The 26,090-nt window shown below is 33.2% G+C and carries 27 protein-coding genes and 1 pseudogene; 20 read left to right on the top strand and 8 right to left on the bottom strand.

The annotated features are described in order from the left end of the window. Nucleotides 1–28: 28 nt before the first annotated feature. The 8 genes from JF75_RS05155 (at nucleotide 29) to JF75_RS05120 (ending at nucleotide 5,738) form a co-directional block, all read left to right on the top strand. Nucleotides 29–382 carry a GntR family transcriptional regulator gene (locus tag JF75_RS05155; protein WP_034979815.1) on the top strand — a complete coding sequence of 118 codons (354 nt, stop codon included), beginning with the start codon at nucleotides 29–31 and terminating at the stop codon, nucleotides 380–382. A gap of 10 nt (nucleotides 383–392) precedes the next feature. Continuing rightward, complete coding sequence (locus JF75_RS05150) at nucleotides 393–1,097, top strand: ABC transporter ATP-binding protein (RefSeq protein ID WP_046332138.1); 705 nt, start codon at nucleotides 393–395, stop codon at nucleotides 1,095–1,097. After that, nucleotides 1,097–1,906, top strand: a complete 810-nt coding sequence (locus tag JF75_RS05145) for a hypothetical protein (RefSeq protein ID WP_046332137.1) — start codon at nucleotides 1,097–1,099, stop codon at nucleotides 1,904–1,906. Before JF75_RS05150 ends, JF75_RS05145 begins: the two co-directional genes overlap by 1 nt. Nucleotides 1,907–1,952: 46 nt before the next feature. Further along, nucleotides 1,953–2,789, top strand: a complete 837-nt coding sequence (locus JF75_RS05140; RefSeq protein WP_046332136.1) for a hypothetical protein — start codon at nucleotides 1,953–1,955, stop codon at nucleotides 2,787–2,789. Between the two features lie 50 nt (nucleotides 2,790–2,839). Beyond that, nucleotides 2,840–3,679, top strand: a complete 840-nt coding sequence (locus JF75_RS05135) for a hypothetical protein (protein WP_046332135.1) — start codon at nucleotides 2,840–2,842, stop codon at nucleotides 3,677–3,679. Between the two features lie 147 nt (nucleotides 3,680–3,826). After that, the gene (locus JF75_RS05130) at nucleotides 3,827–4,192 is read left to right on the top strand and encodes a GntR family transcriptional regulator (protein WP_046332134.1); all 366 of its coding nucleotides are present in this window, start codon (nucleotides 3,827–3,829) and stop codon (nucleotides 4,190–4,192) included. After that, nucleotides 4,192–4,899, top strand: coding sequence for an ABC transporter ATP-binding protein (locus JF75_RS05125; protein ID WP_046332133.1), 708 nt, complete (start codon nucleotides 4,192–4,194; stop codon nucleotides 4,897–4,899). The genes JF75_RS05130 and JF75_RS05125 overlap by 1 nt, the downstream gene beginning before the upstream one ends. Continuing rightward, entirely contained in the window at nucleotides 4,899–5,738 is an 840-nt protein-coding gene (locus JF75_RS05120) for a hypothetical protein (protein WP_046332132.1), read from the top strand. The genes JF75_RS05125 and JF75_RS05120 overlap by 1 nt, the downstream gene beginning before the upstream one ends. 81 nt (nucleotides 5,739–5,819) lie before the next feature. Here the strand turns inward: JF75_RS05120 and JF75_RS10675 are convergent. Further along, a pseudogene (locus JF75_RS10675) lies at nucleotides 5,820–6,116 on the bottom strand (IS3 family transposase); the annotation flags it as partial. Beyond that, nucleotides 6,093–6,281, bottom strand: a complete 189-nt coding sequence (locus tag JF75_RS10780) for a hypothetical protein (protein ID WP_052726873.1) — start codon at nucleotides 6,279–6,281, stop codon at nucleotides 6,093–6,095. The gene JF75_RS10780 and the pseudogene JF75_RS10675, both read right to left, overlap by 24 nt. 262 nt (nucleotides 6,282–6,543) lie before the next feature. Between JF75_RS10780 and JF75_RS05110 the strand changes: the two genes are divergently transcribed. Genes JF75_RS05110 through JF75_RS05080 form a run of 7 tightly spaced genes read left to right on the top strand, consistent with a single transcriptional unit; the run spans nucleotide 6,544 to nucleotide 13,352 of the window. Further along, nucleotides 6,544–8,598 (top strand): BglG family transcription antiterminator, encoded by a 2,055-nt coding sequence (locus JF75_RS05110; RefSeq protein ID WP_046332131.1) that lies wholly within the window; start codon nucleotides 6,544–6,546, stop codon nucleotides 8,596–8,598. Further along, a complete protein-coding gene (locus tag JF75_RS05105; RefSeq protein WP_046332130.1) occupies nucleotides 8,585–9,202 on the top strand; it encodes a bifunctional 4-hydroxy-2-oxoglutarate aldolase/2-dehydro-3-deoxy-phosphogluconate aldolase in 618 nt (205 codons plus the stop codon). Before JF75_RS05110 ends, JF75_RS05105 begins: the two co-directional genes overlap by 14 nt. A gap of 13 nt (nucleotides 9,203–9,215) precedes the next feature. Next, nucleotides 9,216–9,674: a PTS sugar transporter subunit IIA gene (locus JF75_RS05100; RefSeq protein ID WP_046332129.1), complete on the top strand. Its 459-nt coding sequence runs from the start codon at nucleotides 9,216–9,218 to the stop codon at nucleotides 9,672–9,674. 1 nt (nucleotide 9,675) lies between these two features. Further along, nucleotides 9,676–9,975, top strand: a complete 300-nt coding sequence (locus JF75_RS05095; protein WP_046332128.1) for a PTS sugar transporter subunit IIB — start codon at nucleotides 9,676–9,678, stop codon at nucleotides 9,973–9,975. A gap of 18 nt (nucleotides 9,976–9,993) precedes the next feature. Then, nucleotides 9,994–11,268, top strand: coding sequence for a PTS galactitol transporter subunit IIC (locus tag JF75_RS05090; protein WP_046332127.1), 1,275 nt, complete (start codon nucleotides 9,994–9,996; stop codon nucleotides 11,266–11,268). A 15-nt stretch (nucleotides 11,269–11,283) separates the two neighbouring features. Beyond that, complete coding sequence (dgoD, locus tag JF75_RS05085; protein WP_046332126.1) at nucleotides 11,284–12,429, top strand: galactonate dehydratase; 1,146 nt, start codon at nucleotides 11,284–11,286, stop codon at nucleotides 12,427–12,429. A 5-nt stretch (nucleotides 12,430–12,434) separates the two neighbouring features. After that, nucleotides 12,435–13,352: a phosphotriesterase family protein gene (locus JF75_RS05080; RefSeq protein WP_046332942.1), complete on the top strand. Its 918-nt coding sequence runs from the start codon at nucleotides 12,435–12,437 to the stop codon at nucleotides 13,350–13,352. Between the two features lie 319 nt (nucleotides 13,353–13,671). Here the strand turns inward: JF75_RS05080 and JF75_RS05075 are convergent, their stop codons facing one another. Together JF75_RS05075 and lepB are read right to left on the bottom strand one after the other, a co-directional pair. Continuing rightward, nucleotides 13,672–13,863 (bottom strand): LBP_cg2779 family protein, encoded by a 192-nt coding sequence (locus tag JF75_RS05075; RefSeq protein WP_046324857.1) that lies wholly within the window; start codon nucleotides 13,861–13,863, stop codon nucleotides 13,672–13,674. 56 nt (nucleotides 13,864–13,919) lie between these two features. Further along, nucleotides 13,920–14,498, bottom strand: a complete 579-nt coding sequence (gene lepB, locus JF75_RS05070) for a signal peptidase I (RefSeq protein WP_046332125.1) — start codon at nucleotides 14,496–14,498, stop codon at nucleotides 13,920–13,922. Between the two features lie 85 nt (nucleotides 14,499–14,583). Here lepB and JF75_RS05065 point away from each other — a divergent pair, with 85 nt between their 5' ends. From JF75_RS05065 to JF75_RS05050, 4 genes are read left to right on the top strand one after another with little or no spacing between them, the layout of a single operon-like run. After that, nucleotides 14,584–15,336 (top strand): hypothetical protein, encoded by a 753-nt coding sequence (locus tag JF75_RS05065; protein ID WP_046332124.1) that lies wholly within the window; start codon nucleotides 14,584–14,586, stop codon nucleotides 15,334–15,336. Then, nucleotides 15,326–16,300, top strand: coding sequence for a hypothetical protein (locus JF75_RS05060; RefSeq protein ID WP_046332123.1), 975 nt, complete (start codon nucleotides 15,326–15,328; stop codon nucleotides 16,298–16,300). Before JF75_RS05065 ends, JF75_RS05060 begins: the two co-directional genes overlap by 11 nt. Then, nucleotides 16,284–17,663, top strand: coding sequence for an RsmB/NOP family class I SAM-dependent RNA methyltransferase (locus tag JF75_RS05055; protein ID WP_046332122.1), 1,380 nt, complete (start codon nucleotides 16,284–16,286; stop codon nucleotides 17,661–17,663). The genes JF75_RS05060 and JF75_RS05055 overlap by 17 nt, the downstream gene beginning before the upstream one ends. Nucleotides 17,664–17,678: 15 nt before the next feature. Further along, complete coding sequence (locus tag JF75_RS05050; protein WP_046332121.1) at nucleotides 17,679–18,464, top strand: Cof-type HAD-IIB family hydrolase; 786 nt, start codon at nucleotides 17,679–17,681, stop codon at nucleotides 18,462–18,464. Between the two features lie 58 nt (nucleotides 18,465–18,522). Here JF75_RS05050 and fni read toward each other — a convergent pair whose 3' ends face one another. The 4 genes from fni to mvk are packed head-to-tail and all read right to left on the bottom strand — an operon-like array spanning nucleotide 18,523 to nucleotide 22,541. Continuing rightward, nucleotides 18,523–19,539 carry a type 2 isopentenyl-diphosphate Delta-isomerase gene (fni, locus tag JF75_RS05045; RefSeq protein WP_046332120.1) on the bottom strand — a complete coding sequence of 339 codons (1,017 nt, stop codon included), beginning with the start codon at nucleotides 19,537–19,539 and terminating at the stop codon, nucleotides 18,523–18,525. 9 nt (nucleotides 19,540–19,548) lie between these two features. Then, nucleotides 19,549–20,631, bottom strand: coding sequence for a phosphomevalonate kinase (locus tag JF75_RS05040; RefSeq protein WP_046332119.1), 1,083 nt, complete (start codon nucleotides 20,629–20,631; stop codon nucleotides 19,549–19,551). 36 nt (nucleotides 20,632–20,667) lie between these two features. After that, a complete protein-coding gene (mvaD, locus tag JF75_RS05035; RefSeq protein WP_046332118.1) occupies nucleotides 20,668–21,627 on the bottom strand; it encodes a diphosphomevalonate decarboxylase in 960 nt (319 codons plus the stop codon). Nucleotides 21,628–21,632: 5 nt separating this feature from the next. Beyond that, nucleotides 21,633–22,541, bottom strand: a complete 909-nt coding sequence (gene mvk, locus JF75_RS05030; RefSeq protein WP_046332117.1) for a mevalonate kinase — start codon at nucleotides 22,539–22,541, stop codon at nucleotides 21,633–21,635. A 75-nt stretch (nucleotides 22,542–22,616) separates the two neighbouring features. Between mvk and JF75_RS05025 the strand changes: the two genes are divergently transcribed. Further along, nucleotides 22,617–26,090 (top strand): PD-(D/E)XK nuclease family protein, encoded by a 3,474-nt coding sequence (locus JF75_RS05025; protein WP_046332116.1) that lies wholly within the window; start codon nucleotides 22,617–22,619, stop codon nucleotides 26,088–26,090.

Raw genomic sequence — 26,090 nt, 5'->3', positions numbered from 1 at the left:
ATAAATGTAATACAGTTGGAAAAGAATTATGAATTTTAAAGACAATCTGCCGATATACATACAAATAAAAGAATACTTATGTAGACAAATCATTAATGGCAAACTTGAGCCGAATCAGAGGATACCTTCTGTACGTAATTTAGCAGCACAGTTAACAGTGAATGTTAATACTATTCAAAAAGCGCTTAGACAAATGATTAATTCCGGTCTTCTGGTTACTAAAAGGGGAGAGGGTAATTATGTCACCAACGATAAAAAATTATTAAAGAAAATAAAAAAAGACATCATCGTTGCTGAACAACGTAAGTTTGTTCAGAACATGAGAAGTTTTGGAATTTCATCTGGACAAATCAATTTAATTGTTGCCAATCATTTGAAGTAGGAGTATTAATATGGAAAATCTTTTAGAAATTAGAGATTTAACTTACAAGAAAAACTTAAAGACAATTTTAGATAATATAAATTTAAATTTGCAACCTGGTAAAATAGTAGCCCTTTTAGGTGAAAACGGTGCAGGTAAAACTACCCTTATGCGAGTAATTAGTGGTATTGCTAAAAACTATCGTGGAACAGTAAAAATTTCTGGTGAAAGTAAAGAGGCTCAACGAAAAGCCCGACTATCATTCACTGATAGTCTAACGGGTTTTAACAACTCAACTAAAATCAAAGATATTGTTAAATTTTATGAAATTATTTATCAAGATTTTGATGGTAAACAATTTGAGCAACTTCGTCAGTTTATGAAATTAGATTCTGAAATGCGGTTATCAGAAATGTCTAAGGGAATGAAAGAAAAGTTGATTATTGCACTTGCATTTTCGCGCAAAGTTGATCTTTATTTATTAGATGAGCCATTTTCCGGTATTGATGCTATGGCTCGTAAAAAAATTATTAACTCAATTATTTTATGGAAGCCAGAAAATTCTACTATTCTAGTTTCAGATCACTTTGTGAATGAGATCGCTAGTATGCTGGACGAAATTGTCATTATCAAGGACAAAACCATTTATACTCATAAATCAACTGAAGAGATACGCGAACACCATAAGAGTGTTGAAGACTACTATGAAAGTTTATACGAGGCGGAGGATGAATAATGGCTACTTTCAACCACTTATTTGGCAAACTTTTTGAAAAAAAAGCCAAATATGTTCATCTGCTAGTTGTCCTGCAATTTATCAGTTCTCTGGCATCAGCGTTTTTTACTTATTTTAGTTTTTATTCTGGCAGGTTTCACTTAAATTTGAACAATAACCTTGAATTTTTTCCAGGGTGGATGGCCTTATTTGCTTCCTTTACTTTCTTGTTTGGACCTATTTTATATATTTTAACTGTCGTTCAGAATGAACGCTTAAATAGAAGTAAGACATGGCGCCTAGCACCAATCAGCGATGGCACGTTTTATATTGATAATATCTTAAGTTCATTTGTTTCTCTAATCTATTTTGTCTTTTTAGATTTTATCATTGCGCTTGGATTATTCTTTGTATCTATTTTTGCCTATCCCCAATTTGGCAAAAATTTGCGGTTTGAACTCAATTTAGATACTGACACATTTCTTACTTTTATTTGTATTATACTGTTGGTAATTCTAACTGCTCTTTTTATTTATTTTTTGGTTAGTTTCCTTAACTTTTCCAGTCAGGCAATTTTAAGTTTTTTACCACAAGCATCAAGTCATATTTTAATTTCTTTTATTCGTATATTCATCATTATCATATTAATGGGACTGCTTGTTAAGCTATATAGAGTATTGATAAACTCTTTTGTAAATCTTTTTTTACTAAAAGCTACTGATCTTGCGGGATTAGAATATGTTGTAGGTATGATGTTTGTTGCTAATTTGATAATGCTTGGCATCAACGTCTTTTTAATCAATCATTTCTTTGAAGCTGAAGAGAAGTAAATCCTAATATTTTTTACAATATTTTCATAGTAGGGGGGGAAAGAGTATGACCTCATTTAAAAGTTTGTTTGGCAGATTCTTTGTAGAAAAAGCTAAAAATGTTTATTCATTTTTAATAATTCAAACAGTTGGTGCCCTTGCATTTTCTGTTTTTGGCTTGTTAATTGGTACTGGTAAGATAGGTGAATTTTTAAACTCTTATACTGAGCTTTTACCTGATTGGTTAATGGGCTTTTGTCTATTAGGTGTCTTTTTTGTCATTTTCTTTTTTATTTATATTATTGTTAAAAATGAAAAGATTAACCATAGCCAAACATGGCGTTTAACTGCAATTAGTGACGAAAAATTTTACATCGCTAACAGCTTAAGCACATTTGCAACGTTTGTTTATTTCATTATTCTTAACATCATTGTTGCTGGCATCTTGCTAATTGCTTCATTTTTCATGGACAAGGCTTTTCGTAGTTCCTGCGAAAGAATGTTTAAGCAATTTAGACCAAATTTTGAACTGAATACAATTCGTTTTATTTTTGATATCACGCTCCTCATACTTTTATGTTGCTTTTTCATTTCGTTATTGATCAGCTTTTTAAATTTTTCCAGTAAAGCCATCATGGATTATCTTCCTGTAGCTTCAAGTGGGTTAATTGTCAAACTATTACATATTTTTATTGTTATCGTAATAGCCTGGCTTTTTACTAAAGTAGAAAAAATTTTTGTCGATCAAGTTTTAGGCAGCCTTTTGAATTTTTTAAACTTAAATCCAGCTTATAACAGCGCTTTACCATATGTTAATGTAATTGTTGTAGTTGTTAATTTAATAATGTTAGTTATTAATATCTTTTTATTTAAGTATTTCTTTGAGGCAGAAGAAAAAAAGTAGCTAGTAAAACAATATTTGTCACCAGTTAGAAATAAAAATAAGGAGTCAAAATGTCGGAATTTAGCAGACTATTCAATAGATTTTTTAAAATTAAAGCAAAAAAATTAAAAATATTACTGTCTTTTCAGCTAATTGCAGCTCTAGCATGTGCCTTTTTTACTTATTATGAAGTTACAAATTGGCATATCCAAAAAAATCTAAAAAATAATGTCGGTTTGATACCAGAATGGGCATTATATTTTGTCATCTTAGCCTTCTTTGTCATATTATTTGTATTTATTTTAACTCCTTTGCAAAGTGAAAAATTTAATCGAAGTCAAACCTGGCGTTTAGCTGGAATAAGTGATAGTCAGTTTTATCTAGATAATGTTTTGAGTACATTTGTATCTTTTATTTACATGCTTGCGCTTGAAGTAGTTGCTGCAGTTATGCTAGGTTTCTTATCTTTTTTGGTTGATAAAGATCTTCAACGAGGACTTCATGATTTCCTAATGGATCTACATCCTAATTTTGATTACAATGTTTTCTGGACTGTAATTGGCACGATTGTCTTAGCCATTTTAAGTTGTTTCTTTTTATATTTTGTTATCAGTTTCTTTAACTTTGCTAGCCAGTCCATAATAGATTTTGTACCCGCGAACGTTAATGGAGCACTTGTAAAGATACTCCATTTATTCATAATTTTTGTACTAATCTGGTTCTTTTTTAAAATTCAACATATATTTGTCTACAAAATTCTTTTATCAGTATTTAACCCAGCTAATTACGGACTTGCTTTTTCTAGTGATTTACCTTTTGCAATTTTGTCAACCACAATTTGCGATTTTATTTTGTTGGTCAGCAACGTTTTCTTATTTAATCATTTTTATGAAGCTAGTGAACGTAAATAGGTAGGTAAATAAAAAAATCAGTTTTACAATCTTGTAATTTCTCACAAAAAAGTAAGATATTATAACAATTAAAAGGTTTGCGGAAAAAATAAATCTGGTTTATGATAGTGTATTATAGGTGTATTACGGCCAAAGGATGGTGGACTTGTGGAATTTAAAGATAACATTCCCATTTACTTACAAATTAAGCAATACCTATATCGACAAATAATTACCGGCAAATTGAAGCCAGGTAAAAAAATCCCTTCTGTACGTGAACTGGCAGTGCAACTCACTGTAAACGTCAATACGGTACAACGTGCCTTACAACAAATGAACTTTGAAGGAATTTTGTATACCAAGAGGGGAGAAGGTAATTTTGTCACTGAAGATACTACTTTACTTGAAAAAACGAAAAGGGAATTAATTGACGCTGAACTAGACAAATTTGTTCAGAGCATGAACTCTTTAGGGGTTTCTGATGAACAAATTCTCAAATCTTTAACTGAATATCTTAAAGAGGAGCGTAAATAATGGGTAATCCCTTAGAAATAACAGACTTAGTTTACAAAAAGAACCAGAAAAAAATTATTACTGACTTAAATTTAACCCTTAAACCAGGAAAAATTGTTGCTCTTTTAGGTGAAAACGGAGCGGGCAAAACTACTTTAATGCGAATAATTAGTGGCGTAGCTAAAAACTATCGAGGCACTGTTAAAGTTGCAGGTTTTGCCAAAGAAGCTGACAGAAAGGCACATCTTTCTTTTACTGATGGCCTGACAGGATTTGCTAATTCAACTAAAATCAATGATATCGTCAAATTTTACCAAATTTTATACCATGATTTTAGTCTAAAGCAATTTGAGCAGTTAAGAAAATTCATGAATTTAGATTCTGACATGCGCTTATCTGAAATGTCTAAAGGAATGAAAGAAAAGCTGGTAATTGCTTTAACTTTTTCCAGAAAAACAGATTTATATCTTTTGGATGAACCCTTTTCCGGCATTGATGCTATGGCTCGCAAAAAAATTATTAAATCGATAATTTTATGGAAGCAAGAAAAATCCACTATTTTAGTTTCAGATCATTTCGTAAATGAAATCGCTGCGGTTTTGGATGAAGTTGTTATTATTAAAAATAAAACTGTTTGTATGCATAAGTCGACTGAAGCAATTAGAGCTGATAATCAAAGTGTAGAGGAATTTTATGAGAGTTTTTATCAAAGAGAAGAGGATGAATAATGGCTATTTTTAATCGCTATTTTACGGTGCTTTTCAGATTAAAAACCAAATGGATTTCTATTCTGTTAATTATCCAGACCGTAGCTTCATTTGCGATGTCTTTTTTCAATTTTAATAACGGCCATGTATACATTAATAGAACTATTTTTTCTAATTTCTTTACCTTATGGCTGACTATTTTTGTGGTATCAGCGTGGCTTTTTACCGGGATATTTTATTTAACCACCTGTTTTCAAAATGAACGTGTCAGTAAAAGTCAGACTTGGCGTTTAGTACCAATTGATGATAAAAAGCTGTATTTCGATAATATTTTAAGTTCGTTTGGTGCATTGCTTTTCTTTGTGATACTCGAAATAATTTGCACATTAATTTTAGGCGTTGTTACTTTTACTTTTGATAGTCAGTTTCATACTGTCATAATCGAAATGTTTACTGATATTGGAAGGCATTTGCAACAAGTTGACCTGGAAATTATGTTTAACTTCTTTGGTGCAATTATGATGGCTATTCTTTGCGCATTTTTTGGTTACTTCATTATCAGTTTTTTAAACTACTCCAGTCGCGCACTTTTGGATTTTCTTCCCCAAGCACTCAGCAAAGCTTATTTTCGGGTAATTGCAGTTTTTGTGATTATTTTAGTTGCTTGGCTTGCAATCAAAGCAAATGACATTGGCCTACAAATAATTTCTTTCCCGTTTAGATTTATGATGGGGGAAACCACAGGAACAAATGATGATTTAGCTTTGGCACTGATTTTAATGCTTGTAATCAATTTACTTTTTTGGTTTTTGGATACAATTCTATTCAGTAAATTCTTTGAAGCAAGAGAGGGAAAATAGTAATTATTGAATTAAAATATTTTTAGAAGAAAACCTTAATTAAAATAATGAAGTACAAATAAAAAGTTAAACATATTAATATTACACAAGGCCCAATACACGGTTCCGATAGTTAATCGGAATCGTGTATTTTAGTTTGTTTGATCTTCTAATGCGATTCAACAAGTAAACGTAATCATGCAGTATTTCACGCATTTCTGCTAGTGAACTAATCTTAATGCAGTTAAGCTTCTCCCATTTCATTAGGTTGAAGATTGTTTCTCTCATTGACTTATCGTGGCAATTACCCTTGCGCTACATGCTTTGCTTAATCTTCATCTTTCTTAGTTTGGACTGATAGCCTTAATGGCGGTATTAAAAGCCCTGGTCTGAATGCAAATAGTCTGAGCTTTCTTTTTTAGGCAGCTTGTGCTTAAACTCTGTCCAGCTCCTGATAGCCGTGTAATCAATGCCATATTCTTTGCCTAAGCCAGCCAATGAATTTTGGTGTGCTAGATACTTACAAATAACTTCAATTTTCAAAGCAATCGAATATTTAGTCATAAAAAAATGCTCCTAATAGTCAGATTATTGTCTAACTATTATGGAGCACTTCACAATTAATCTAAGTTTTTTATGTTTAAAATATTTTAAAGAAGAAAACAAAATTACGGAATTTGTTATACGATTAAAAGGTTTCATTTGCAAATATCATCTTAAAGTAAATGTATAACAAAGGCATACACTTGTACAAGTTTAGAAACGAAAGCGCATACAAAAAGTTAAATTGGCAGATTATAATTAGAGTTGAAAGGGGGATTTGAAAATGAATGAGCGTATTCAAAAAATAATTTCCCTTTTACTAAAAGAACCTAACATAACAATATCGGAGATGATACAAAAATTATCGCTTAGCAGAAGACAAATTAATTATGCTGTTAAATTAATAAATAATACTTTGAGGGCAAAACATTTTCCAGAAATAACTAGACATAAAAATGGAACTTTCGAATATGATACTTCCATTAGACTGCTAATTCAGGCAGGTAAGGAAGATCAGTTTGGTGAATTATCAGATCATGATCGTAAAGTTTTAATCATTACTTACTTAATTTTAAAAACAAGTTATGTTTCTTTGAACCATCTGACATCTTTTCTCAAATATTCGAAGACCACAGTTATTAGTGATATTAAGGAAGCGCAAAAATTTGTTAAGAGAAATAATTTAGAAATTATTTATAATCGGGTTGAAGGATATTCTCTAAAAGGGGAAAAAGATGATATTTATAAATTAGCAACTAAATTATTTTTAAATAATCCAAATCTAATTACAAGTGATCTAATTATATCCATTACAAAAAATAGAACAATCGCAAAAAAAGCGACTGTTCTAATACTAGATATTGAAGAAAAATTCAAAGCTACTTTTTCGGACATATATTTTAAAGCTTTGAATAATTTGTTTCAAACAATCTTGTATAGAAGTCAAAATTCCAATTGTAAATCTAACTGTCCTTCAGATCCTTTTATCACCGAAACAAATGAATATAAATTTTTAAAAACCTATTCGGGTTTAGAAAATTTGGATAATGTAGATTTGAAATGGTTAGTTTTAGAAATTTTAGCTTCTAACGTATATGATAAAACAAATTTACAATACGGATCAGATGAAGTAAAAATTTTACATTTTATTCATCAAATAGTAGAGGGTTTTAAACAAAAAACGTTAGTTCAGATTGATGATCAAAAGCAGTTTGAAAAAAGATTAATGAATCATTTAAGACCTGCTTGCTATCGTGTTAAGTACGAATTGCCAAATATTGAAAAGTTAGAGTTGAATAATAGCGAAAACCACCAAATTTTATTTCAAATAATAAAAAATTTAATTAGGCCTCTTGAAGACTGGATTGGCAAGACTTTTCCTAAAGGAGAAGTGCAATTATTAACGTATTATTTTGGTTACTTACTTGCTAGTACTCCTGAAAATCGTGATATCAACAAACCGATCTATAAAGCTATTGTAGTTTGTTCAAACGGTATAATTATGTCAAACATTTTGATAAAAATTTTAAAAGAAATTTTACCGGAATTAAATTTCATCTGTACTATGTCAATTAGAGAATTCAACAATTCAAAAGAAAGATTTGACATTGTTTTTACTACATTGCCATTAAATACCAACAAAATACAGTTCGTTGTTAAGCCAAATATGAACTATTCAGAAAAAATTGGTTTACGGTATAGAGTTTTAAACCAGCTAAAGATAGAAAAAACGGATAAAGAAATAAATAAACTTCTCGAGCTTATTTCAAGGTATGCCAATTTAACCGATAACCAAATACTAAAAGCTGACATAAATCGAATGCTTTTAAAACAAAACTTCGATAATTCAGATAATAAAAAATCTCATAATTTACTTTCTTATCTTCACCCTAACTATATCGTTTTAAATAAAGATACAAATATCGAATGGAAAGTTGCCTTGCATAAAGCAATTATGCCTTTATTGAAAGATAAAAAAATTGAAAAGCGATATGAATTTGAATTACAAAGACAGATTAATAATCCAGATAATTATAGTTTTTTGGGAACTAGTATCTCTATTCCACATTCCTTACCTAAAACTGGAATTTTGGGTAGTGGAATTGGTTTTTTAGTATCAAAAACTCCAATCGAAATGCCTTACAACAAAACAGTCAACATTATTGCTCCGGTAGCATTTTCTCATACAGATAATAAATTAAAGGCAATTAATCAATTTACTTCTCTTGCGATGAACAAAAATATTATTAATAAAATTTTAAGCTGTAAAACGTCATTTGAAGTCTATCAAATAATCTTGAAATTTGTAGAAGAGGAGGAAAAAAATGGGGATAAATAATTTTCCCAAATATACAATCATAATACGAAACTATACTTTCGATGAAGCCCACGCTATTGCAAAGGCAATCGAAGGTTTAGAACAAAATTTTGCGATGGAAATAACAATGAATACACCGTCTGCTCCAGAATACATCAAAAACCTAAATAAAGAATTCGGTCAAAAAATCTTAATAGGTGCTGGAACAGTATTAAACCTTAAAGATGAAATTGATGCGGTGGATGCTAATGCAAAATTTTTATTAAGTTCATGTTTGTTTAGCAAAAATATGATCGATTATGCTAAACAAAAAAACGTAATAACAATACCAGGTGCATATACGCCTACTGAGGTATTGCAAATGCTTAATTATAAAGCAGATATAATTAAAATTTTTCCTGCAATTACAGCAGGACCGGAATATTTTAAAAATCTTCAAGGACCCTTAGGAAAAATACCACTAATGGCAGTTGGCGGAATTTCGAGTGAAAATGTCGGGATCTTTTTAAAAAATGGTGCTCAATTTATTGGAATTGGTTCAGGTGCTTTTTTGAAAGAAGACATTATTAATAAAGATGTTCCAAAATTACGCCAGTCTCTAATTGATATAATTGAAAAGTCATAAAGTAGGTGGTTATATGGACAGATCTTTATTGTCAGAAGATGATATTTTTATCAATCAGGAATTTGAAAGTTGTAATTCTTATTATGAAAGAATTTGTAATCACCTATTAAGAGAAGAAAAAGTTGATATAAATTATCTCCATAGTATTAAGGAACGCGAAAAAAATTTCCCAACAGGATTAAATACAGGAAAAATTTGCGTAGCAATTCCACACACAGATTTTCAACATTGTAAAACTAATCAATTGGTTATTACAACCTTAAAACGGCCAGTTTATTTTAAACAAATGGATGATCCAACTAAACTATGCGGAGTAAATATTATTATACAAATCTTATTTTACACTCCTGATAAACAAGTTGAACTTTTAAAGCAATTAATGAATTTAATTCAAAACCAAAATTTTTTACAAGACGTATTAGATGCTAACAATAAGAAAACAATCTTAAATTTATTCGAGAAAGGTAATTAAAATGAATAAAAAAACTATTATTATATGTTGTGCATCCTCGATGATCACTTCAACATTAGCTTCTGAGAAAGTTAAAAGTATAGCCTCTGAGAATGGACTTCCTATGCCAAATATAATTCAATGTAAGTTTTCAGAAGTTCAGGGAAATCTAAAAACCAATAAAGTTGACTTTATTGTTCCAACTGGAAAATTGGACAAAAATGTAACAGAAAATATTCCTGTAATCCAGGCTACTTCTTTTGTAACTGGAGTAGGCGAAGAAAAAACTAGCGCCGAAATACTAAAGGCTTTAAAAGAATAAGGGAGAAAGTGTGAGAGTATGAATTGGGTAATTGCAGGCTTAAACTGGATTAGCGGCTTAGGACCTATGGTTATGATGCCTATTGTGATCTTCATTTTGGGTATTATTTTTAAAGTAAAAATAGGCACACTAATTAAATCTTCACTAACAATTGGTGTTGGTTTTGCTGGCGTTAACATTGTAATTAATTGGTTTGTACAACAGGTTGGACCATCTGTCCATTTGATGGTGAAACATTGGGGGATCCAAACAAGTATTATGGATGTAGGATGGCCAGCTAGAGCTGCCGCAACATGGGCATTTCCTTTGGCTGCGATTGTTGTATTTATTGTTCTTGCGTTAAATATACTAATGATAATTACTAAGACAACTAATACAGTTATGGTTGATTTTTGGTCATATAATCACTATATTTTTACTGGTGCTTTAGTTTGGTATTTAACCAAAAGCGCTGTTGCAGCATTAGTTGCCTCAGCTATTGATGCTGCTATCAGTTTTAAACTAGCCGATTGGACAGCTCCTTTAGCACAAAAATATTTTGGTTTAGAAGGAATTTCATTTCCAACAGCAAATTCAGTTGGATGGGCTCCTGTAGCTTGGGCATTAAATAAACTGTGGAGCATTATTCCTGGAATTAATAAGATTGATGGTAGACCAGAAAAGATACAAAAAAAGTTTGGCTTTGTTGGTGAACCATTGTTTATGGGTTTTATCATAGGAATCATTATTGGCGCACTTGCAGGTGAAGACATAGGTAAAATTTTAATTGTAGGAATGAGCACATCAGCTACTATGGTTTTAACTCCTAAAATGATGCAAATTTTAATGCAGGGATTGATACCTTTTGCTAATTCTATTAAAGAACTACTTAATAAAAAGTTTCCAGGAAATAAATTTACCATTGGAATAGATGCAGCTTTGACAGTTGCTAATTCATCAGCGATTGCGTGCGGTATTATTATGGTACCGATCACATTAATATTATCAGCTATTTTACCTGGTAATCATCTGTTGCCGATTTCAGATATTGCTTACCAAGCTATGTGGCTGTCAGCTTGGCCTGTAGCATTTAGCAAAGGTAATGTTTTTAGAGGAATACTATCAACTATTGTTATTACTTGCTTTGTTCTCTGGATTGGAACCGCTTTAGCTCCAATACATACACAACTTGCTATTGCTGGTGGTTTCCACTTAGCAAATGGAGTTAAATATATATCCACTGAGGATGCAGGTACACACATTGTAGGATTTATTATCTATAAAATAGTTGAATTATTTAAGATGATTTTTTAAAACTCGAGGAAAAATATGAAAATTTCAGATTTTGTTGTTTACAAAGTAAAACCTAGATGGATATTTATAAAGATAAATACTGACGAAGGCATTTCTGGTTGGGGAGAGTTAGTTTCAGGGACGAAAACAGAAACAGTTGTTGCTGGAGCAAAAGAGATGTGCGGTAAGCTGATTGGAAAAAATCCACTTGAAATTGAAAGGATATGGCAGCGCCTTCATAGATCTTTCTTTCGTGGAGGACCAATTAATGGAACCGTAATATCAGGAATAGAAATGGCTTTATGGGACATCAAAGGTAAAACCTTAAATTTGCCAGTTTATGAACTATTAGGTGGAGCCGTTAGGGATAAGATAAAAGTTTATTCATGGATTGGCGGAGATCGTCCATCAGATGTTGTGGCAATGGCCCAAGAACGTTGGGATAAGGGTTTTAGAGCAGTTAAAATGAATGCTACTTCTGAAATGCATTATGTTGATTCTTTAGAAAAAGTGAATGCGACTGTTAAAAGAGTTGCCTCTATTCGTGAAAAATTTGGCAATGCCATGTCTATTGGCATTGACTTTCATGGGCGTGTACACAAACCAATGGCAAAAGTCTTAGCTAAAGCTTTAGAAGAATACCATCCTATGTTTATTGAAGAACCAGTCTTACCTGAAAATGAAGAGTATTTTGCTCAAATCTCAAATGAGGTTTCAACTCCAATTGCAACAGGAGAAAGATTATACACCAGATGGGGTTTCAAAAATATTTTTAAACAGGGAGCAGTTGATATAATTCAACCTGATATTTCTCTTTGTGGCGGCCTACTGGAAGAGCGTAAAATAGCAGCAATGGCAGAGGCATACGATATGGCTGTTGCTCCACATGCTCCGTATGGCCCAGTAGCATTAGCTGCAACTTTTCAAGTTGATGCATGTACTCCAAATGTTTTTATTCAAGAACAAAGTCTAGGAATTCACTATAATCAAGGTTTTGACCTACTTGATTTTGTAAAAAACAAAGAAATCTTTCAGTATAAAGATAGTTTCGTTGACATTCCCAAAGGTCCGGGTCTTGGCATTGAAATGGATGAAGACAAAATTAAAGATGTCGCACAAGAGGGATTAGTGTGGAATAATCCGGCTTGGGTCAATGATGATGGCACTATTGCCGAATGGTAATAACAATGATTAATACTGTCAAAGGAACCATATCTTCAAATGATTTGGGCGTTACTTATATACATGATCATCTCTTTGTAAATCCAAATCCCTTACCTGAATATAAAGACTATATTTTTGATGACGTAGATAAAAGCATTGCTGAGGCTATAGACTTTAAAAATAATGGTGGTAGTACGATCATAGATCTGACTCCGATAAACTATGGCAGAAATCCTATTGCTTTACAAAAAATTTCTGAAGGAGCAAATATTAATATAGGTTTTGTTACAGGATTCCACAAAGAAGAATTTATGCCAAAGTGGATTGATAAAATGTCGGATAAACAAATATTTGATTTTTTAGTTAATGAAATTGAAAATGGAGTTAGTTCACGTCATCTATTACCCGTTGCCATGAAAGCAGGAACAAGTTTTAAGCAAATAACAAAGAGGGAAAAACGGATCCTACAAATTGAGGGTAAGGTTCAGAGGGCTACCCATATTCCTATGATTACTCATTGTGATAAAGGAACGATGGCTATGGAACAGGTTGAAATTTTAAGAGGTCAAGGGGCAGACTTAAAGCATATTTGCTTAAGCCATGTAGATATTCCAAAAAATATAGACTATATTGAAAAAATTTGTGATACTGGAGTAAATATAAGTTTTGACCATATTGGCCGTGAGTTAAGCACTAATGATAGAGATCGCATACAAATGCTTTGTAAATTAGTTGAGGATGGCTATGTAGATCATATTTGTTTATCAGGTGATATGGGGAGGAAATCATATTTTTTATCATACAAAGGTAAACCAGGATTGCGATATATTATTACAACATTAAAGCAATCGTTGGTGCCATTAATAGGTAATGATAATTTTGCTAAAATGGTTATTGATAATCCTAAAAGAGTACTAGAGAATAAAGAGTCAATCGGATAACAAAAAATATAACAAGGTTATTAGAATAATTACCGGACATTTAAAGGACGTTAAGCTTTTGCTTAACGTCCTTTTTAACAGCCAGAGTAGATTTCGAATGCGAAACAGAGAAATATAAAATCAAACAGGTAATCGGCCAAAATATACCAATCAGTTTTTACAAACGCAATCGGGCATACGAATAACTTAATTATTTCTATGAATGAAGCCCAATTTATTATCATAATTAATAAAGTCTTTTAACACTCGCTTGTAAAAAAACTTATATTTAAAAACCCACAAAAATAATCTCTTGCGGGGTTTATATTTAGATAACTTTTTAATGATTTGCAGCAAGGTAATCATACAGCTGATTAATTTCTTCAGGAGTAAACTCGCCTTCGCCAGTTTTCATTGCGTGAATTTTTTCAACTGACAAATGACTTGCAAAAGCTAAATCCGTATCAGTAACATGATGTTTTACTTGAAAATCGATAATTGCATCGGATAATTCTTCTAATTGCTGATTCATAATAAATTCTCCTTTACAATTTATTTTAGCGGAAAAATATTAAAATTCAAAGAAAATTAAAAACCCTGAATTTTATTAAATGGCCAATATCTGAATTTGACTTTGCCAACTAAATTTTGTCGTTTTACGGGACCAAATATATGTGAGTCCTTTGAAATATCACGGTGATCACCCATTACCCAATAATAACCTTTCGGAACTTTATAAGTAAAATTATTCGTATATGTTTGTCCTTCAGTATTATTAGCTTTTTTGAAATGATTTTCTAGATACGGCTCAGGTAAAAGTTTGCCGTTAACATACATTTTATCGTTTTTAGAAACAAGTTTATCACCAGGAAGACCAATTACTCGCTTGATGTAATATGCTCCTGGAACATCATTAGCTGCCTTAGGTGCAAGCAAAACAACAACATCATTACGTTTAGGAGTAAAATTACGCACAGCAATCAAACGGTCATTATCTTCAAAAGTCGGTTGCATAGACGGTCCGGAAACTCTATCATTAGAAAGCACAAAATTGAATAAAACATAGAATACACCTAAAATAACTGCCATCATTATGACAACATCGAGAATAAATTTACCTAAGCTTTCTTCCTCTTTGTCTTGCTTTTTTGTTACTTTTTTCGCCATAAATTTTTTCTCCTTTATTATGTTACCTTTTATTATAACTGAAATCTTGTCTTTTGAATGTTAAAATCATTATAGGTATTTGATAATGACAGATTTTTTAAGTAAAATTAACCAATTAGATGATCAGCTTAATATTGAACAAGTACATCATCAAGTTAAAGAAATTAATGATATTATTTCTATCGTGAGCCAAAAACAAGTTTTTAAGAAAGCGCCACAGAAACTGGGGTTTTTACCCGACATTGCTGAGGAAATATGTGCTAGTCTTTCGCAAACTGATATTAAACACTTTAGAACTATTAACCAGTTAATCGACAATTTGAGACAATTTCTGTCTATAAATTTTGGCGTTTGGTCGCTACCTAATTTACAGACAGCTAGAGCAATTAAAGACTGTTTAAACATTAAATCCGGACTGGAAATTATGGCAGGTAATGCTTATTGGAGCAAGGCTTTATCTGATGTAGGCGTAAAAATGATAGTCACAGATAACTTAGATTGGTCAAAAACTTCAAACACTGGTTCCAAGTCATTTATGCCAGTCGCACATTTTGATGCTGCTCAGGCCGTTGAGATATTTGACAATGTTGATCTAATAATATGCTCTTGGGCTCCCAATTTTGGCAATAGCGATACAAAAGTTGTTTCAACCTGGCAAAAGCTGAATACAACAAGTCATCTGCTCTTTATAGGCGAAAAAAACGGAGCGACCAATTCAGAGGCTTTTTGGCAAAAAGGATTAGTACATCATTCAAAAGAATTAAAACAAATTAATCAAACTTTTCCTAGTTTTGATTTTATTAATGAACATATTTTTGAGATAGCACATGAAATTTAAAAAAACTATTTTAATCATCATTATATTTTTATCATTTATAGGTATTGGCAGTATGTTGTCAAATGTTCAGTCCCGCGAAGCGGATCAGCTACTTGAGGCATATGGTTTAAGCAACAATACTCGCTATATTGAAGTCAAAAAAGATCAAGAAGTTAGATCTTTCTTGACCTATTTGAAAAAGAGATTTCCTCATAATAAAATTCAAGTTCATATGACTTCTAAAGCTAAGAAAAATCAAACTCTCGTATGGTCGAATCATGATGTGTTAAAATTACCGACTGAATCTGGAAGATACTTTACCAAAGATGATTTTAAAGGTCGTGTTTCTTTTGCAGTACTAGGTCTAAACGCAGAGGTTCCTACTTTAAAAACACAAGGAAACGAATATATTTATATAAACAAAAAATATTATACAGTAATAGGAACTTTAAAGCATTATCGTCAAATGAAACAAAATGGTTATTATTTGACTACTAGTCCGAAACAACCAACTGGCAAATTTAAACTGCGTGATTATCAGATCATAATCGACAGTTCAAATAAAGTAATTCAACAAATTGCTAAGCATTATAAAGTAAAAGCTAAGACACCAGTTTTTGTAAAAAATCATCAAATACACCAGTTTTCAATTATTCGTGAAATTTTATTTATATTGTTATTTTTGTTGGTTGCTGCAGCAAGTAATTTACTCTTAGCCTTTATGGATTGGAAAACAGTTAAGCAAACAAACCTGAAGGGGAGCCTGTTACGCAATTGGCTAATCAATCATGGTGTTAGAATTTTGCTTGTTGAGCTTGTAACTACTTTCGGTGCTTATCTCTTTTTGATTTGGCGTAAATTCGTTTCCAAACCACAACATTTAATATGGCTCTTATTAATAAGTTGGATAATAATTTCTATTCTATACGGCTTAGGTATTCTGCATTTATTACGAAAGGAACAAAATAATGCCAAAACTGCCTGAAGATTTTATCAAAAAATATACTAAGCTTTTAGGTAAGCAAAAGGCTGATCAACTTTTTAATGCAATTAGTGAAAATTCCAAAAATGCATATCGGATTAATTCATTGAAAGAAAAGCAAACTCTTTCTTATGCTCAAAGTGAAAAAATCCCGCTAATTCCTGATGCCTATTACGGCAAAATAAGTGGAAAAGATCCTGAATGGGTGAGCGGAACAGTGTATTCACAAGAACCAGCTGCAATGTTTCCAGCATTTTTTCTTGATGCTCAACCTGGAGAAAAAATTCTTGATTTATGTGCAGCTCCCGGTGGCAAAAGTACTGAAATTGGCGCACAACTAAAAGGCCAGGGGTTCTTGCTGGCAAATGAAATTTCGCTTAGTCGTGCAAAAATTTTACGTGAAAATCTAGAACGTTGGGGAGTAACTAATGCACTAATCACGAGTGAGAAACCGGAAAAATTATCAAAATATTTTTCGCAGTATTTTGATAAAATTCTAGTTGATGCACCATGCAGCGGTGAAGGTATGTTTCGCAAAGACCCTCAAGCGATTGAATATTGGTCACAGGATTACGTAATTTTTTGTCAGCAAAGACAAAAAGAGATCTTGTCTGCTGCAGTTCAAATGCTTAAGCCGGGAGGAGAACTAATTTATTCAACTTGTACTTTTGCTCCTGAAGAAAATGAACAAATAGTTTCTTGGCTAACTAAAACTTTTGGTTTTACAATAATGCCACTAAAAATAAACGAGCAATATATTGACCATGGTCATCCTGAATGGTCAGATAATAATATTGATTTAGTTAAAACAGCACGTTTTTGGCCTACTGCCAATATTGGAGAAGGACAATATGTCGCAAAGTTAAGGCTTGACGAAAAAATTAAGGATCAAACTACGTCGACAAGCAAAAGGTCAAAACACAGGAAGAAACCAAGAAATGCTTTAACTAAATCGGATATACATCTGATTGCAAACGTGTTAGATAATTTTAAATTGCTTCCTGAGATCGAGAACTGGCAAGTGAATTGTCAGGTACACAATAATCACGTTTTTATTCCAGCTATAAATACCAATTCTGATACTCATCTTAAAATTTTAGCCAATGGCGTTGAGCTGGGTATTTTAAAGAAGAACCGTTTTGAGCCAGGACATCAGCTGGCTATGGTCTTAGCAGGACGAAAGCAGAATAGAGTAGTTGACTTAAGTAGTAACAATTATTTAAAGTATTTGCATGGAGAAACTATTAAAACTGATTCAGATATAAATGGTTTTATCTTGGTCAGTTTTAAAAACTTTATCTTAGGCTTTGGCAAAATCAGCAATCATATTATTAAAAACTATTATCCTAAAGGATTACGAATTTAGAGAAAGAATAAAAGAATGATTAAACTAATCGCTACCGATATGGATGGAACTTGGCTAACTGATCAAAAAACTTATGATCAAGAATTATTTTTGCAAGAATTCCAAATAATGCAAAAAAGAGGTATAAAGTTTGTAGTTGCAAGTGGAAATCAATTTGAAAATTTGTACTCCCGATTTCCGCAAGTGGCTAATCAGCTTTATTACATTGCTGATAATGGAGCACTCGTAGCTCAAGGCAGACAAGTAATTCATGTTGATTGCCTTTCTGCAGAGGATTGGCAGACGATTTTACAAATCATTCAAGAATATGATGAAAAAGTAACGGTTTCTGGTCTTGCCAGTGCATATATTTTAAAAAGTGATGGTCCAGAATATGCAGAGGATTTGAAAAAATATTATGAAAAACTGACAGTCGTTAATAGTTTTAATCATCTCGATGATCAAGTTTTTAAGGTCACTTTTGATGTTCCAGAAAGTAGAATGTCCACTCTCTTAGCAAAACTTAAACGGGAATACCCTCAAATTGGTTTTGTTTCCGGCTCAGCCACGTCAATAGATATGTCAACAAAGGGAATGAATAAAGCACGTGGTCTGCAATATTTGGGCAGCAAGTACAACATAAGTCCCAAGGAAATGGTATCTTTTGGCGACAGTGGTAATGATGTGGGAATGTTAAAATATGCAGGCAATAGTTATGCTACAGGAACAGCTCTTCCGAGTGCCAAAAAAGCAGCCAACCACATAATCGGATCAAGTAATGATAGCGCTGTTCAAAAGGAAATATGGCGTTTATTAAATTAAATTATTGTCAAAAATAAAAATGAGTACCATAAATTCTTTAAATCATGGTACTCATTTTTTATAATAACTGCTCAATAATATTTTTCAGCGATAAGTCATAATATTTATCAATCTTGGTCAAACTAGAGAGATCGTTTTGACCGTAAATTGCAAGAAGACAGGCAAGTTCATATTGCCATTCTTCAATAAGGTTTTGCAGGTAATCTGCATCATGTTGAATTAATGCCTGTAAAAACACATTAGAAATGCCAACAAATTTTCCACCCAAGCAAAGACCTTTAAAAACATCTAACGGGTTGCGTACGCCACCAGAGACGGTAAATTTAACTTGCTCTTTGGCAGCCATTAAACTCGAAATAACGGTAGGTAAGCCAATTTTATTAAGATAAGAAACATTATTAGTATTACGAGCATTTTCTATCTGAGCAAAATTAGTTCCGCCACTACCAGCAACATCGTACAATTTAAAACCTTCATTTTTTAAAGAGCGAATTGTTTTTCTGTCTAGACCAAAACCAACTTCTTTTATGATTATTGGAACTGTTACTTTCTGACGCAGCTTTTTTAAGTTATCAAGCCAATAAAAGTCTCGATCTCCTTCAGGCATAGCTATTTCTTGTACCACATTTAAATGTATTTGTAGTGCATCAGCTTCTAACTCTGTTACAATTTTTTCAGCTTGTTCTGCTGAAGTCTTTGCATTAACGTTTGCTATTAAAGCGCCATCAGGATCTTGCTGTCTTGCAATCAAAAAGCTATCTAGTAAATTGGGCTCTTTGGTTAAAATACTGGCAGAGCCCAAAGCTAATGCAATATTTGTTTTATTAGCTATTCGACCTAATTCTTTATTAATTAGATATGATCTGTGAGATCCACCAGTCATAGCATTAATAAAAAACGGGGCCGCAATCTTTTTGCCAAACATTGTAGTTTTTATTGCTTCAAGATCAACCTTAGTTTCCGGTAGTGCAGGGCGCACTAAATGCATTTTATCAAAACTATTTGGTTTTTCATCTTGATAAAATTTTTTTGCCAAATCTAAATGTTCTTCTTTACGATTAGATCTAATTGACATATTTTTCCTCTAATCAACAACTCGAATTTGGTGTACACGAAAGTCCAATGGCATTATCCCGTTTTGACGCCATTTGTCTTCAAGAAAAGCAGTATCAGTATTTCTGTCTGCAATTACAATGCCACAATCACCATTGCCGGCACCTGAAGTTTTAGCTGCACCGCCAAATGATTCCGCAATGTTAATCAGTTTAGAAAGACGTGGTATCTCAATAGCAATTTGATTTATTTGCGCAAAATGCTGCAGCAGCTTACGATTGACGCGTATTTGCTTTTTAATTAACTGAATATCATTATGCTCAAACCCGGCAATCATTTTTAGAACGCATTTGCGGGAAAGCCTGAGAAATTCTTGGTATTGACCATTTAAAGCGGCTTTATTGGCATTAGTTTCATCAACTAGTCTTGAGGTGGAGGCAGGCTTTTGACTCCAGCCAATCATCAGTTTTAAGCCGGCGGGAGGGGTTAAAAGTTGTATCTTCAAACCAGGCCAGGCTTCATTGACCACATCAGATAATGTTTTATGAGCTAGTTCATTAGCAAGCCATTGTTTATCAAAAGTCTGATAGGCAATCCAGCCGCCATAAACACTGGCTGCAATGTCACCAGCCGAACCATTTCCTTGCACAGAATAATGCGAAATAGCTGATAATTTATAAACCAATTCATTACTAAAAGCAACGTTATAAAAACGCAATATTGCTTTAACTGTGGCTACAGTCACAGCAGCACTCGAACCTAAACCATACTTTTTGCCATCAGAAGAATCTAGATCAGAATTAACATACAAATCATAAACCTTCATCTTGACTTTTTGTTCTAAACAAAATCTTTCCGTATATGAAATAGCAGCCAGGATATATTCAAATGGATTATCACGATTGTCAATTACCATTTTTGCTCCCCGTCTGACCCAATGAATAGAACTTTGAGAATATTGTTTAGAATGGATTAATCCAGTTCCTGATTTTGACTTAATAATTGAAACACGTATAAATTGATTAACTGCGACCAAGATAGCGGGACAATCCTGTTCCAGTACCGCGTATTCGCCAGCTATATATAATTTTCCGGGTGCTTGTTCTGTTATCAAAAGAATTAAATCTCCTAATCAATTAATTTATATTAACTAGTTCAGACATGAAATACCTGGACCAAAACTTGCATTTATTATGTTAACATTATGAAATTCGGATACAAACCTATTAGTAATATCTTTTACATTTTTTAATTGACTTAAGATTTTTATATTAGGTCCAGCATCAATTGTAAAATAACATTCTATACCTAGTCGCCGTAAATCGGCTACCAGTTTGATTGCTTTAATAGTTGCGGGTTCAAAATATGTAAAACCTGGCTGGGCAGTTAAATTGACAGCATGCATCTCACAAGCATTCAATTCTGCCAGACTGCCAATGGTTGAAAAATCATTTGCTTTAATAGCGTTAATCATTTGTTCCAATTCTATTTGGTTACGCGCTATCCAAGGCATAAAAAAGGGCGACGTTTGCGCCTGCTTCATCCCTTGAGTGGAAGACAAATCTTTTTGTCGGTTATTCAATTCAACTACTAACAGCTGCAAATCAACGTCAGGTTTTTCATCTAAAGCATAGGCATAAGATGATTCATCATCGTTTCCTTTTTGCCAAATAGCAAAACCACCATAAATTGATCTGCTGGCTGATCCCGAACCTAAACGAGCCAAACGGGAAAGTTCAACAGGGGACAAATTAATGCCATAATGGACGCAAAAAGCTCCCGCCAAAGCCGCAAAAGCTGAACTGGAAGAAGCTAATCCCGCTGCTGTTGGAACATGATTATAGGATTCAACTTTTAATTTGCCGGTCACAGCAAATTTACTTTGCAGTATTTTTAAAAAAGAGAAAACACGATTGCTGCTTGGCCCATTTTGTTTGACACCATTTAGCCAAAATTGATTTTCTGTACTATCTGAAATTTTGGTGTCAGTATAAAATTTATCAATCGTCATTGACAAACTGGACATCAGAGGTAAACGTAAACCTGAGTCTGCTTTGCCCCAATATTTGATCAGTGCAATATTTGTATGGGCACGAACTGTTTTTTCCATAAGAATTATATTTCCTCAATCCAACTATTTGCAGCAATTTTTTGACATTTATCGGCTATTTTCACGGCATCTTCATGATTTTGGCACAAAGCAATTACAATTCCGCCAAGGCCGCTACCAGATAATTTAAACCCTAACGCACCATTTGCAAGAGCAATTTTTTGCAAATGAGCGATTTTAGCAGTCGAAAGATTAAACGAATGGAGTATCTCTTGGGCACGATTAAAATATAAGCCTACCTTTTCAGAGTCTTGGTTCAACCAGGCGATTTTAGTCTCGTCTGCCAGTTTGCCTAGTTCTTTAATATTTTCTTTAACACTGGGAACTTTTGTCATCAAATCATGAACCTGACTAACCGCCTTTTTGGTACTGCCTAATTCACCAGTATCCATTATAAGCAAAGTTGCGCCTAATTTAGCTTTAATTGGCTTGGGACCATCTTTTTGATTAAAAAAGACCAGATAATCTGAATTAACCGTTGCAGCATCAAGACCTGAAGCTTTACCGTGATTAATCATTTCGGCATGATTAGTAATTTTAATTATCTCTTTTTCCGTTAAGTTAAGTTTGAAATAGGCATTCATTGCTCTAGTTGTAGCAAGAGCAACTGTTGCGCTTGAACCTAGGCCGCGTTCGATGGGAATCTCTCCCGTATAGGTTATTTTCAGAGTTTCTTTACTGGCAGCTTTTGCAAGCATAGTTTTAACAACGTATTTTAGTCCATCATATTCAGCTGGAGACATAAAAAAAGGCCCCTGATAATGAGCCGTATCCATCCACGTTTGTTCTGCCGGTTCAACAGTAGTTTTGATATGCAATGATTTGATTGGCAACGCTAAGGCATCATAGCCGTAAACTACTGAATGTTCACCTATAAGAATAACTTTTCCGTGTGCTAAAAAACTTGATTTCATTTTATTTAAGATCCTTATTGTTTGTATAAAATTTTGGTTCCTATGCTAAAATAATGACAAAGGAGAAGAGAACAGATGATCAAAATTTTAGTCGGTCGCCAAACCGATCCCATGCAAGAAAAAATTTTACAGGAAGCAGTACAAAATTATCAGCACTTTCCTGATCATAAAACTTTTGTCATCGTTCCTAACCACATTAAGTTTACCACAGAAGTCAGAGCAATAAATAGAGTGGCCACTAGTCAAAAGCATACTGAACAGTCTGTCAAAAATCTACAGGTTTTATCATTTTCACGTTTGGCCTGGTTTTTCTTAAAAGATGCAAAAAAAGGGTTGCCAACAGAACTTGATAATGCCGCTGCGGCAATGCTGCTTGCAAAAATAATTGACCAAAAGAAAGAACAGCTGCATTTTTTTCAAACTACCGACTTAAATCCAGGCTTAATAAAACAATTATACGACACAATTTTGCAAGTCCGCGAAGGCAATTTGAATCTCGATGATATCGACCTGGATACGCTTGAACTTGAAACCAAAAATAAAATTTCTGATCTCAAAGTTATCTATTCGGCTTTTATTGAAGCCATTACGGGCAAATTTTCTACCTCAAATGAGATCCAACTGCAGTTAAATGAATTTTTGGCCACACAAAAAAATTTAGCTCAAGCAGACTTTTACTTTAGCGATTTTTCTCATTTTTCCCTGCAGGAATGTTTAACGGTCAAACTATTGATGACTAAAGCCCATAGTGTCACATTGGCTTTTAAAACAAAAATGGGCGAGATTAACCCTAAACCTGAACCGGGAGATTATGATTACGTCATTCAGACTACTATCAGTAAACTTTTGCAATATATTAAAGCTCATAATTTGGCACATCAAATAATAAGCACAGCTGTCAATCCCAGACCCAGTAAAAGAGAATTGCTTAACGAATTTTGGACTGGGGCTGTTAGCAATATTGGTGAGCTTAAGCAAGTGCAGCTCGTGCGTGCAGATAACAGATATGCAGAGGCGTATTATGTAGCTCATACCATTTACCAGCAAGTTGCACTGCGGCACTACCGCTACCGCGATTTCTTGGTTCTGGCACCGAATTTGCATGAATATGAAACTTATTTAACCCCAATTTTACGGCAAAATCAAATTCCTTTCTTTAATGATTTACAGCAGGAAATGAAGTATCATCCTCTGGTGGTCTTAATTGAGAATATTGCCCAGTTATTGACTAGGCCTCTGCAGACCCAAAACTTGCTGGCGATAATGAAAACCCGCTTGATAATACCTGACTGGTATCAAGATGAAACTGCTTATGTGTATGATGTTGATCAATTAGAAAATTTTGTCCTCGCCCATGGCATCAACCATAATTTATGGCGGAGAAACTTTGCGGAATATATGGCAGCAGAAGTCATAGGATTAGATAAAATTCCCGAAGAAGTAAATAAAATAGAAAAATTAAAGAATTATTTTATCAAACAAATAACCCAGCTTTTTAATAATTTAAAAGAAGAAAAGGATACCCAAAAAGCTATTACGACATTTTTTAATTTTTTAATTAATAATAGAGTCAATGAAGTTTTAGAAAAATGGCGGGCTGATGCCCAAGAAAGCGGAGCTTTACAAGAAGCTAGGCAGTCAGAACAGGTTTGGGATCTTTTGATCAATCTGCTGCATGATTATCTATTAATTAACCCTGATAATTTTGATTTAAGAGGCTTTTTTGCAGTTCTGATTAACGGTTTTAAGGAAGCTACATTTTCTCAAATTCCAGCTACTCTGGACGCTGTAAATTTATCCGAAATGGGTATTGTTCAAGTTAGTGGCTACAAACAGGTTTTTATTATGGGAGCAACAGTAAACGGCTTACCACAAATGCAGAATACCCCAGGCTTTCTAAGTACAGAAAATCTGGCTGAATTAAAAAAAGATTTTGGCGAGGACTCCTATATTGAAGATAAACAACAGCTAAGCAATTGGGATCAAAATTACCAGTTTGGTAATTGCCTGGCTCTAGCACAGGATAAGGTTTATTTATCATATTCTTTAGCAACTGATGAGGGTAGTACTGTGCAGCCTTCAATTTATTATGAAAGGTTTAAAACAGCTGGTGCCCCAGAATTTTCGCAACACAATTTACCTGAAGAATACAGTCAACTGTTATCTTTTATAACCAATCCCCAAGCAAGTTTAGGATATTTAAGTTATCTAAACCAGGCTAAAAAAGACATTGATGTTAAAGAATTGTTAAAGCTAACCGCTAAACTTTTACCGCAAAAAACAGCTAAAGTCATAGAGGGAAGTAATTTTATAAATGAACCCCAAAATATCGGCCCTGATTTGGCACAAAAATTATATGGGTCAAACCTCAATTCTTCAGTTTCTCAGTTGGAAACCTTTTATGAAAATTCATACGAATATTTTTTAACATATGGCTTACGCCTTCATAAGAGATTTGAAAATGAATTTGATTTTATACAAGCTGGCAATTATTTCCACGAAACTTTTGATCGTTTGGTTAAGGAACTAAATGACCGTTCACTTGATTTAAAAGAAATTGATGATGAAACACTTAATCAGTTACTGGAAATTGCACGTACCAAAATGAAAAGTGAAGCCAGATACCAGCAATTATTAAATGACCCATTCAATGAGTTTTTATTTAAATGCCTTGATCAAACTACTAGTAAAGTGGCAAACAATTGGCACCATGCAGTTGCAAAAACTCCTTTGCGTGCTAAATATTCAGAGCTCAGTTTTGGAAAAGGTGAGCAGGTGCAAGGACTTAACTTTAAGCTGCCAGGCATAAAAGGCAATCATTACGTTAATTTAAGAGGAAAAATAGATCGAGTTGATTTGGCTCAGGTTCCAGATCAAAACGAATTAATTGCTCAAGTAATTGATTATAAGTCCTCAGCTAAAAAATTTGATCTGGGATTATTTTACGAAGGTATTTCTTTACAAATGGTTTCATATCTAGATGTTTTAATGCAAAACCACAAATTCTTTGCTGGTTCTGAACCACTCTCACTTTTAGGTGCTTTTTACCAAACAGTTACCAGACAAACTGAGAGGCTAAATAGCAAAAACTTGTATAACACTAATTTGCAGATAAAAGAAGACAACTTAGATGGCCAAATTAAACTTAAATATACCGGTTTAATTAATGACGACCAGCTATTAATGCTCGCTGCTGAGCCTGACTTAAATACCCCACGTAGTACTTCTTCCATTTATGCCGGAGTTAGTTCCACAAAAGATGGATCTTTAAAATTTGGTGGCAGTTATTTCAATAGTGATGAATTTGAATTATTGCTCAAATACGACGAAGAGCTTATTAAAGATGCCTCCAGTCAAATTTTAGCGGGAAAAGTAAAGTTAAATCCCTATAAATATGGGAATGGAAAAAATGCCTTAACTTATTCAGACTTTCGTGATATTTTCTTTTTTGACGCCATGTTGAAAGAAAATAAGTATCATCAAGTAGGGAGCCTGAAAAGGGATGAGCTACTGGAAAAGATTAAAAAACGGCTAAAGGAGAGAAATTAA

It is taken from the genome of Lactobacillus kimbladii, assembly GCF_000970755.1.
Lineage (GTDB): Bacteria > Bacillota > Bacilli > Lactobacillales > Lactobacillaceae > Lactobacillus > Lactobacillus kimbladii.
The sequence above is the reverse complement of the archived record's forward strand: the minus strand, read 5'-3'. Positions and strand labels throughout refer to the sequence as shown.

Excerpts from the sequence above, each read along its gene's own strand:
- JF75_RS05120 (WP_046332132.1), top strand. The coding sequence starts at position 4,899 with ATGGCTATTTTTAATCGCTATTTTACGGTGCTTTTCAGATTAAAAACC.
- JF75_RS05125 (WP_046332133.1), top strand. The coding sequence starts at position 4,192 with ATGGGTAATCCCTTAGAAATAACAGACTTAGTTTACAAAAAGAACCAG.
- JF75_RS05025 (WP_046332116.1), top strand. The coding sequence starts at position 22,617 with ATGATCAAAATTTTAGTCGGTCGCCAAACCGATCCCATGCAAGAAAAA.
- JF75_RS05055 (WP_046332122.1), top strand. The coding sequence starts at position 16,284 with ATGCCAAAACTGCCTGAAGATTTTATCAAAAAATATACTAAGCTTTTA.
- mvaD (WP_046332118.1), bottom strand. The coding sequence starts at position 21,627 with ATGGAAAAAACAGTTCGTGCCCATACAAATATTGCACTGATCAAATAT.
- lepB (WP_046332125.1), bottom strand. The coding sequence starts at position 14,498 with ATGGCGAAAAAAGTAACAAAAAAGCAAGACAAAGAGGAAGAAAGCTTA.
- dgoD (WP_046332126.1), top strand. The coding sequence starts at position 11,284 with ATGAAAATTTCAGATTTTGTTGTTTACAAAGTAAAACCTAGATGGATA.
- JF75_RS05150 (WP_046332138.1), top strand. The coding sequence starts at position 393 with ATGGAAAATCTTTTAGAAATTAGAGATTTAACTTACAAGAAAAACTTA.
- JF75_RS05135 (WP_046332135.1), top strand. The coding sequence starts at position 2,840 with ATGTCGGAATTTAGCAGACTATTCAATAGATTTTTTAAAATTAAAGCA.
- JF75_RS05080 (WP_046332942.1), top strand. The coding sequence starts at position 12,435 with ATGATTAATACTGTCAAAGGAACCATATCTTCAAATGATTTGGGCGTT.
- JF75_RS05090 (WP_046332127.1), top strand. The coding sequence starts at position 9,994 with ATGAATTGGGTAATTGCAGGCTTAAACTGGATTAGCGGCTTAGGACCT.
- JF75_RS05155 (WP_034979815.1), top strand. The coding sequence starts at position 29 with ATGAATTTTAAAGACAATCTGCCGATATACATACAAATAAAAGAATAC.
- JF75_RS05140 (WP_046332136.1), top strand. The coding sequence starts at position 1,953 with ATGACCTCATTTAAAAGTTTGTTTGGCAGATTCTTTGTAGAAAAAGCT.
- JF75_RS05095 (WP_046332128.1), top strand. The coding sequence starts at position 9,676 with ATGAATAAAAAAACTATTATTATATGTTGTGCATCCTCGATGATCACT.
- mvk (WP_046332117.1), bottom strand. The coding sequence starts at position 22,541 with ATGAAATCAAGTTTTTTAGCACACGGAAAAGTTATTCTTATAGGTGAA.
- JF75_RS05105 (WP_046332130.1), top strand. The coding sequence starts at position 8,585 with ATGGGGATAAATAATTTTCCCAAATATACAATCATAATACGAAACTAT.
- JF75_RS10780 (WP_052726873.1), bottom strand. The coding sequence starts at position 6,281 with ATGACTAAATATTCGATTGCTTTGAAAATTGAAGTTATTTGTAAGTAT.
- JF75_RS05110 (WP_046332131.1), top strand. The coding sequence starts at position 6,544 with ATGAATGAGCGTATTCAAAAAATAATTTCCCTTTTACTAAAAGAACCT.
- JF75_RS05060 (WP_046332123.1), top strand. The coding sequence starts at position 15,326 with ATGAAATTTAAAAAAACTATTTTAATCATCATTATATTTTTATCATTT.
- fni (WP_046332120.1), bottom strand. The coding sequence starts at position 19,539 with ATGTCAATTAGATCTAATCGTAAAGAAGAACATTTAGATTTGGCAAAA.
- JF75_RS05065 (WP_046332124.1), top strand. The coding sequence starts at position 14,584 with ATGACAGATTTTTTAAGTAAAATTAACCAATTAGATGATCAGCTTAAT.
- JF75_RS05145 (WP_046332137.1), top strand. The coding sequence starts at position 1,097 with ATGGCTACTTTCAACCACTTATTTGGCAAACTTTTTGAAAAAAAAGCC.
- JF75_RS05100 (WP_046332129.1), top strand. The coding sequence starts at position 9,216 with ATGGACAGATCTTTATTGTCAGAAGATGATATTTTTATCAATCAGGAA.
- JF75_RS05075 (WP_046324857.1), bottom strand. The coding sequence starts at position 13,863 with ATGAATCAGCAATTAGAAGAATTATCCGATGCAATTATCGATTTTCAA.
- JF75_RS05050 (WP_046332121.1), top strand. The coding sequence starts at position 17,679 with ATGATTAAACTAATCGCTACCGATATGGATGGAACTTGGCTAACTGAT.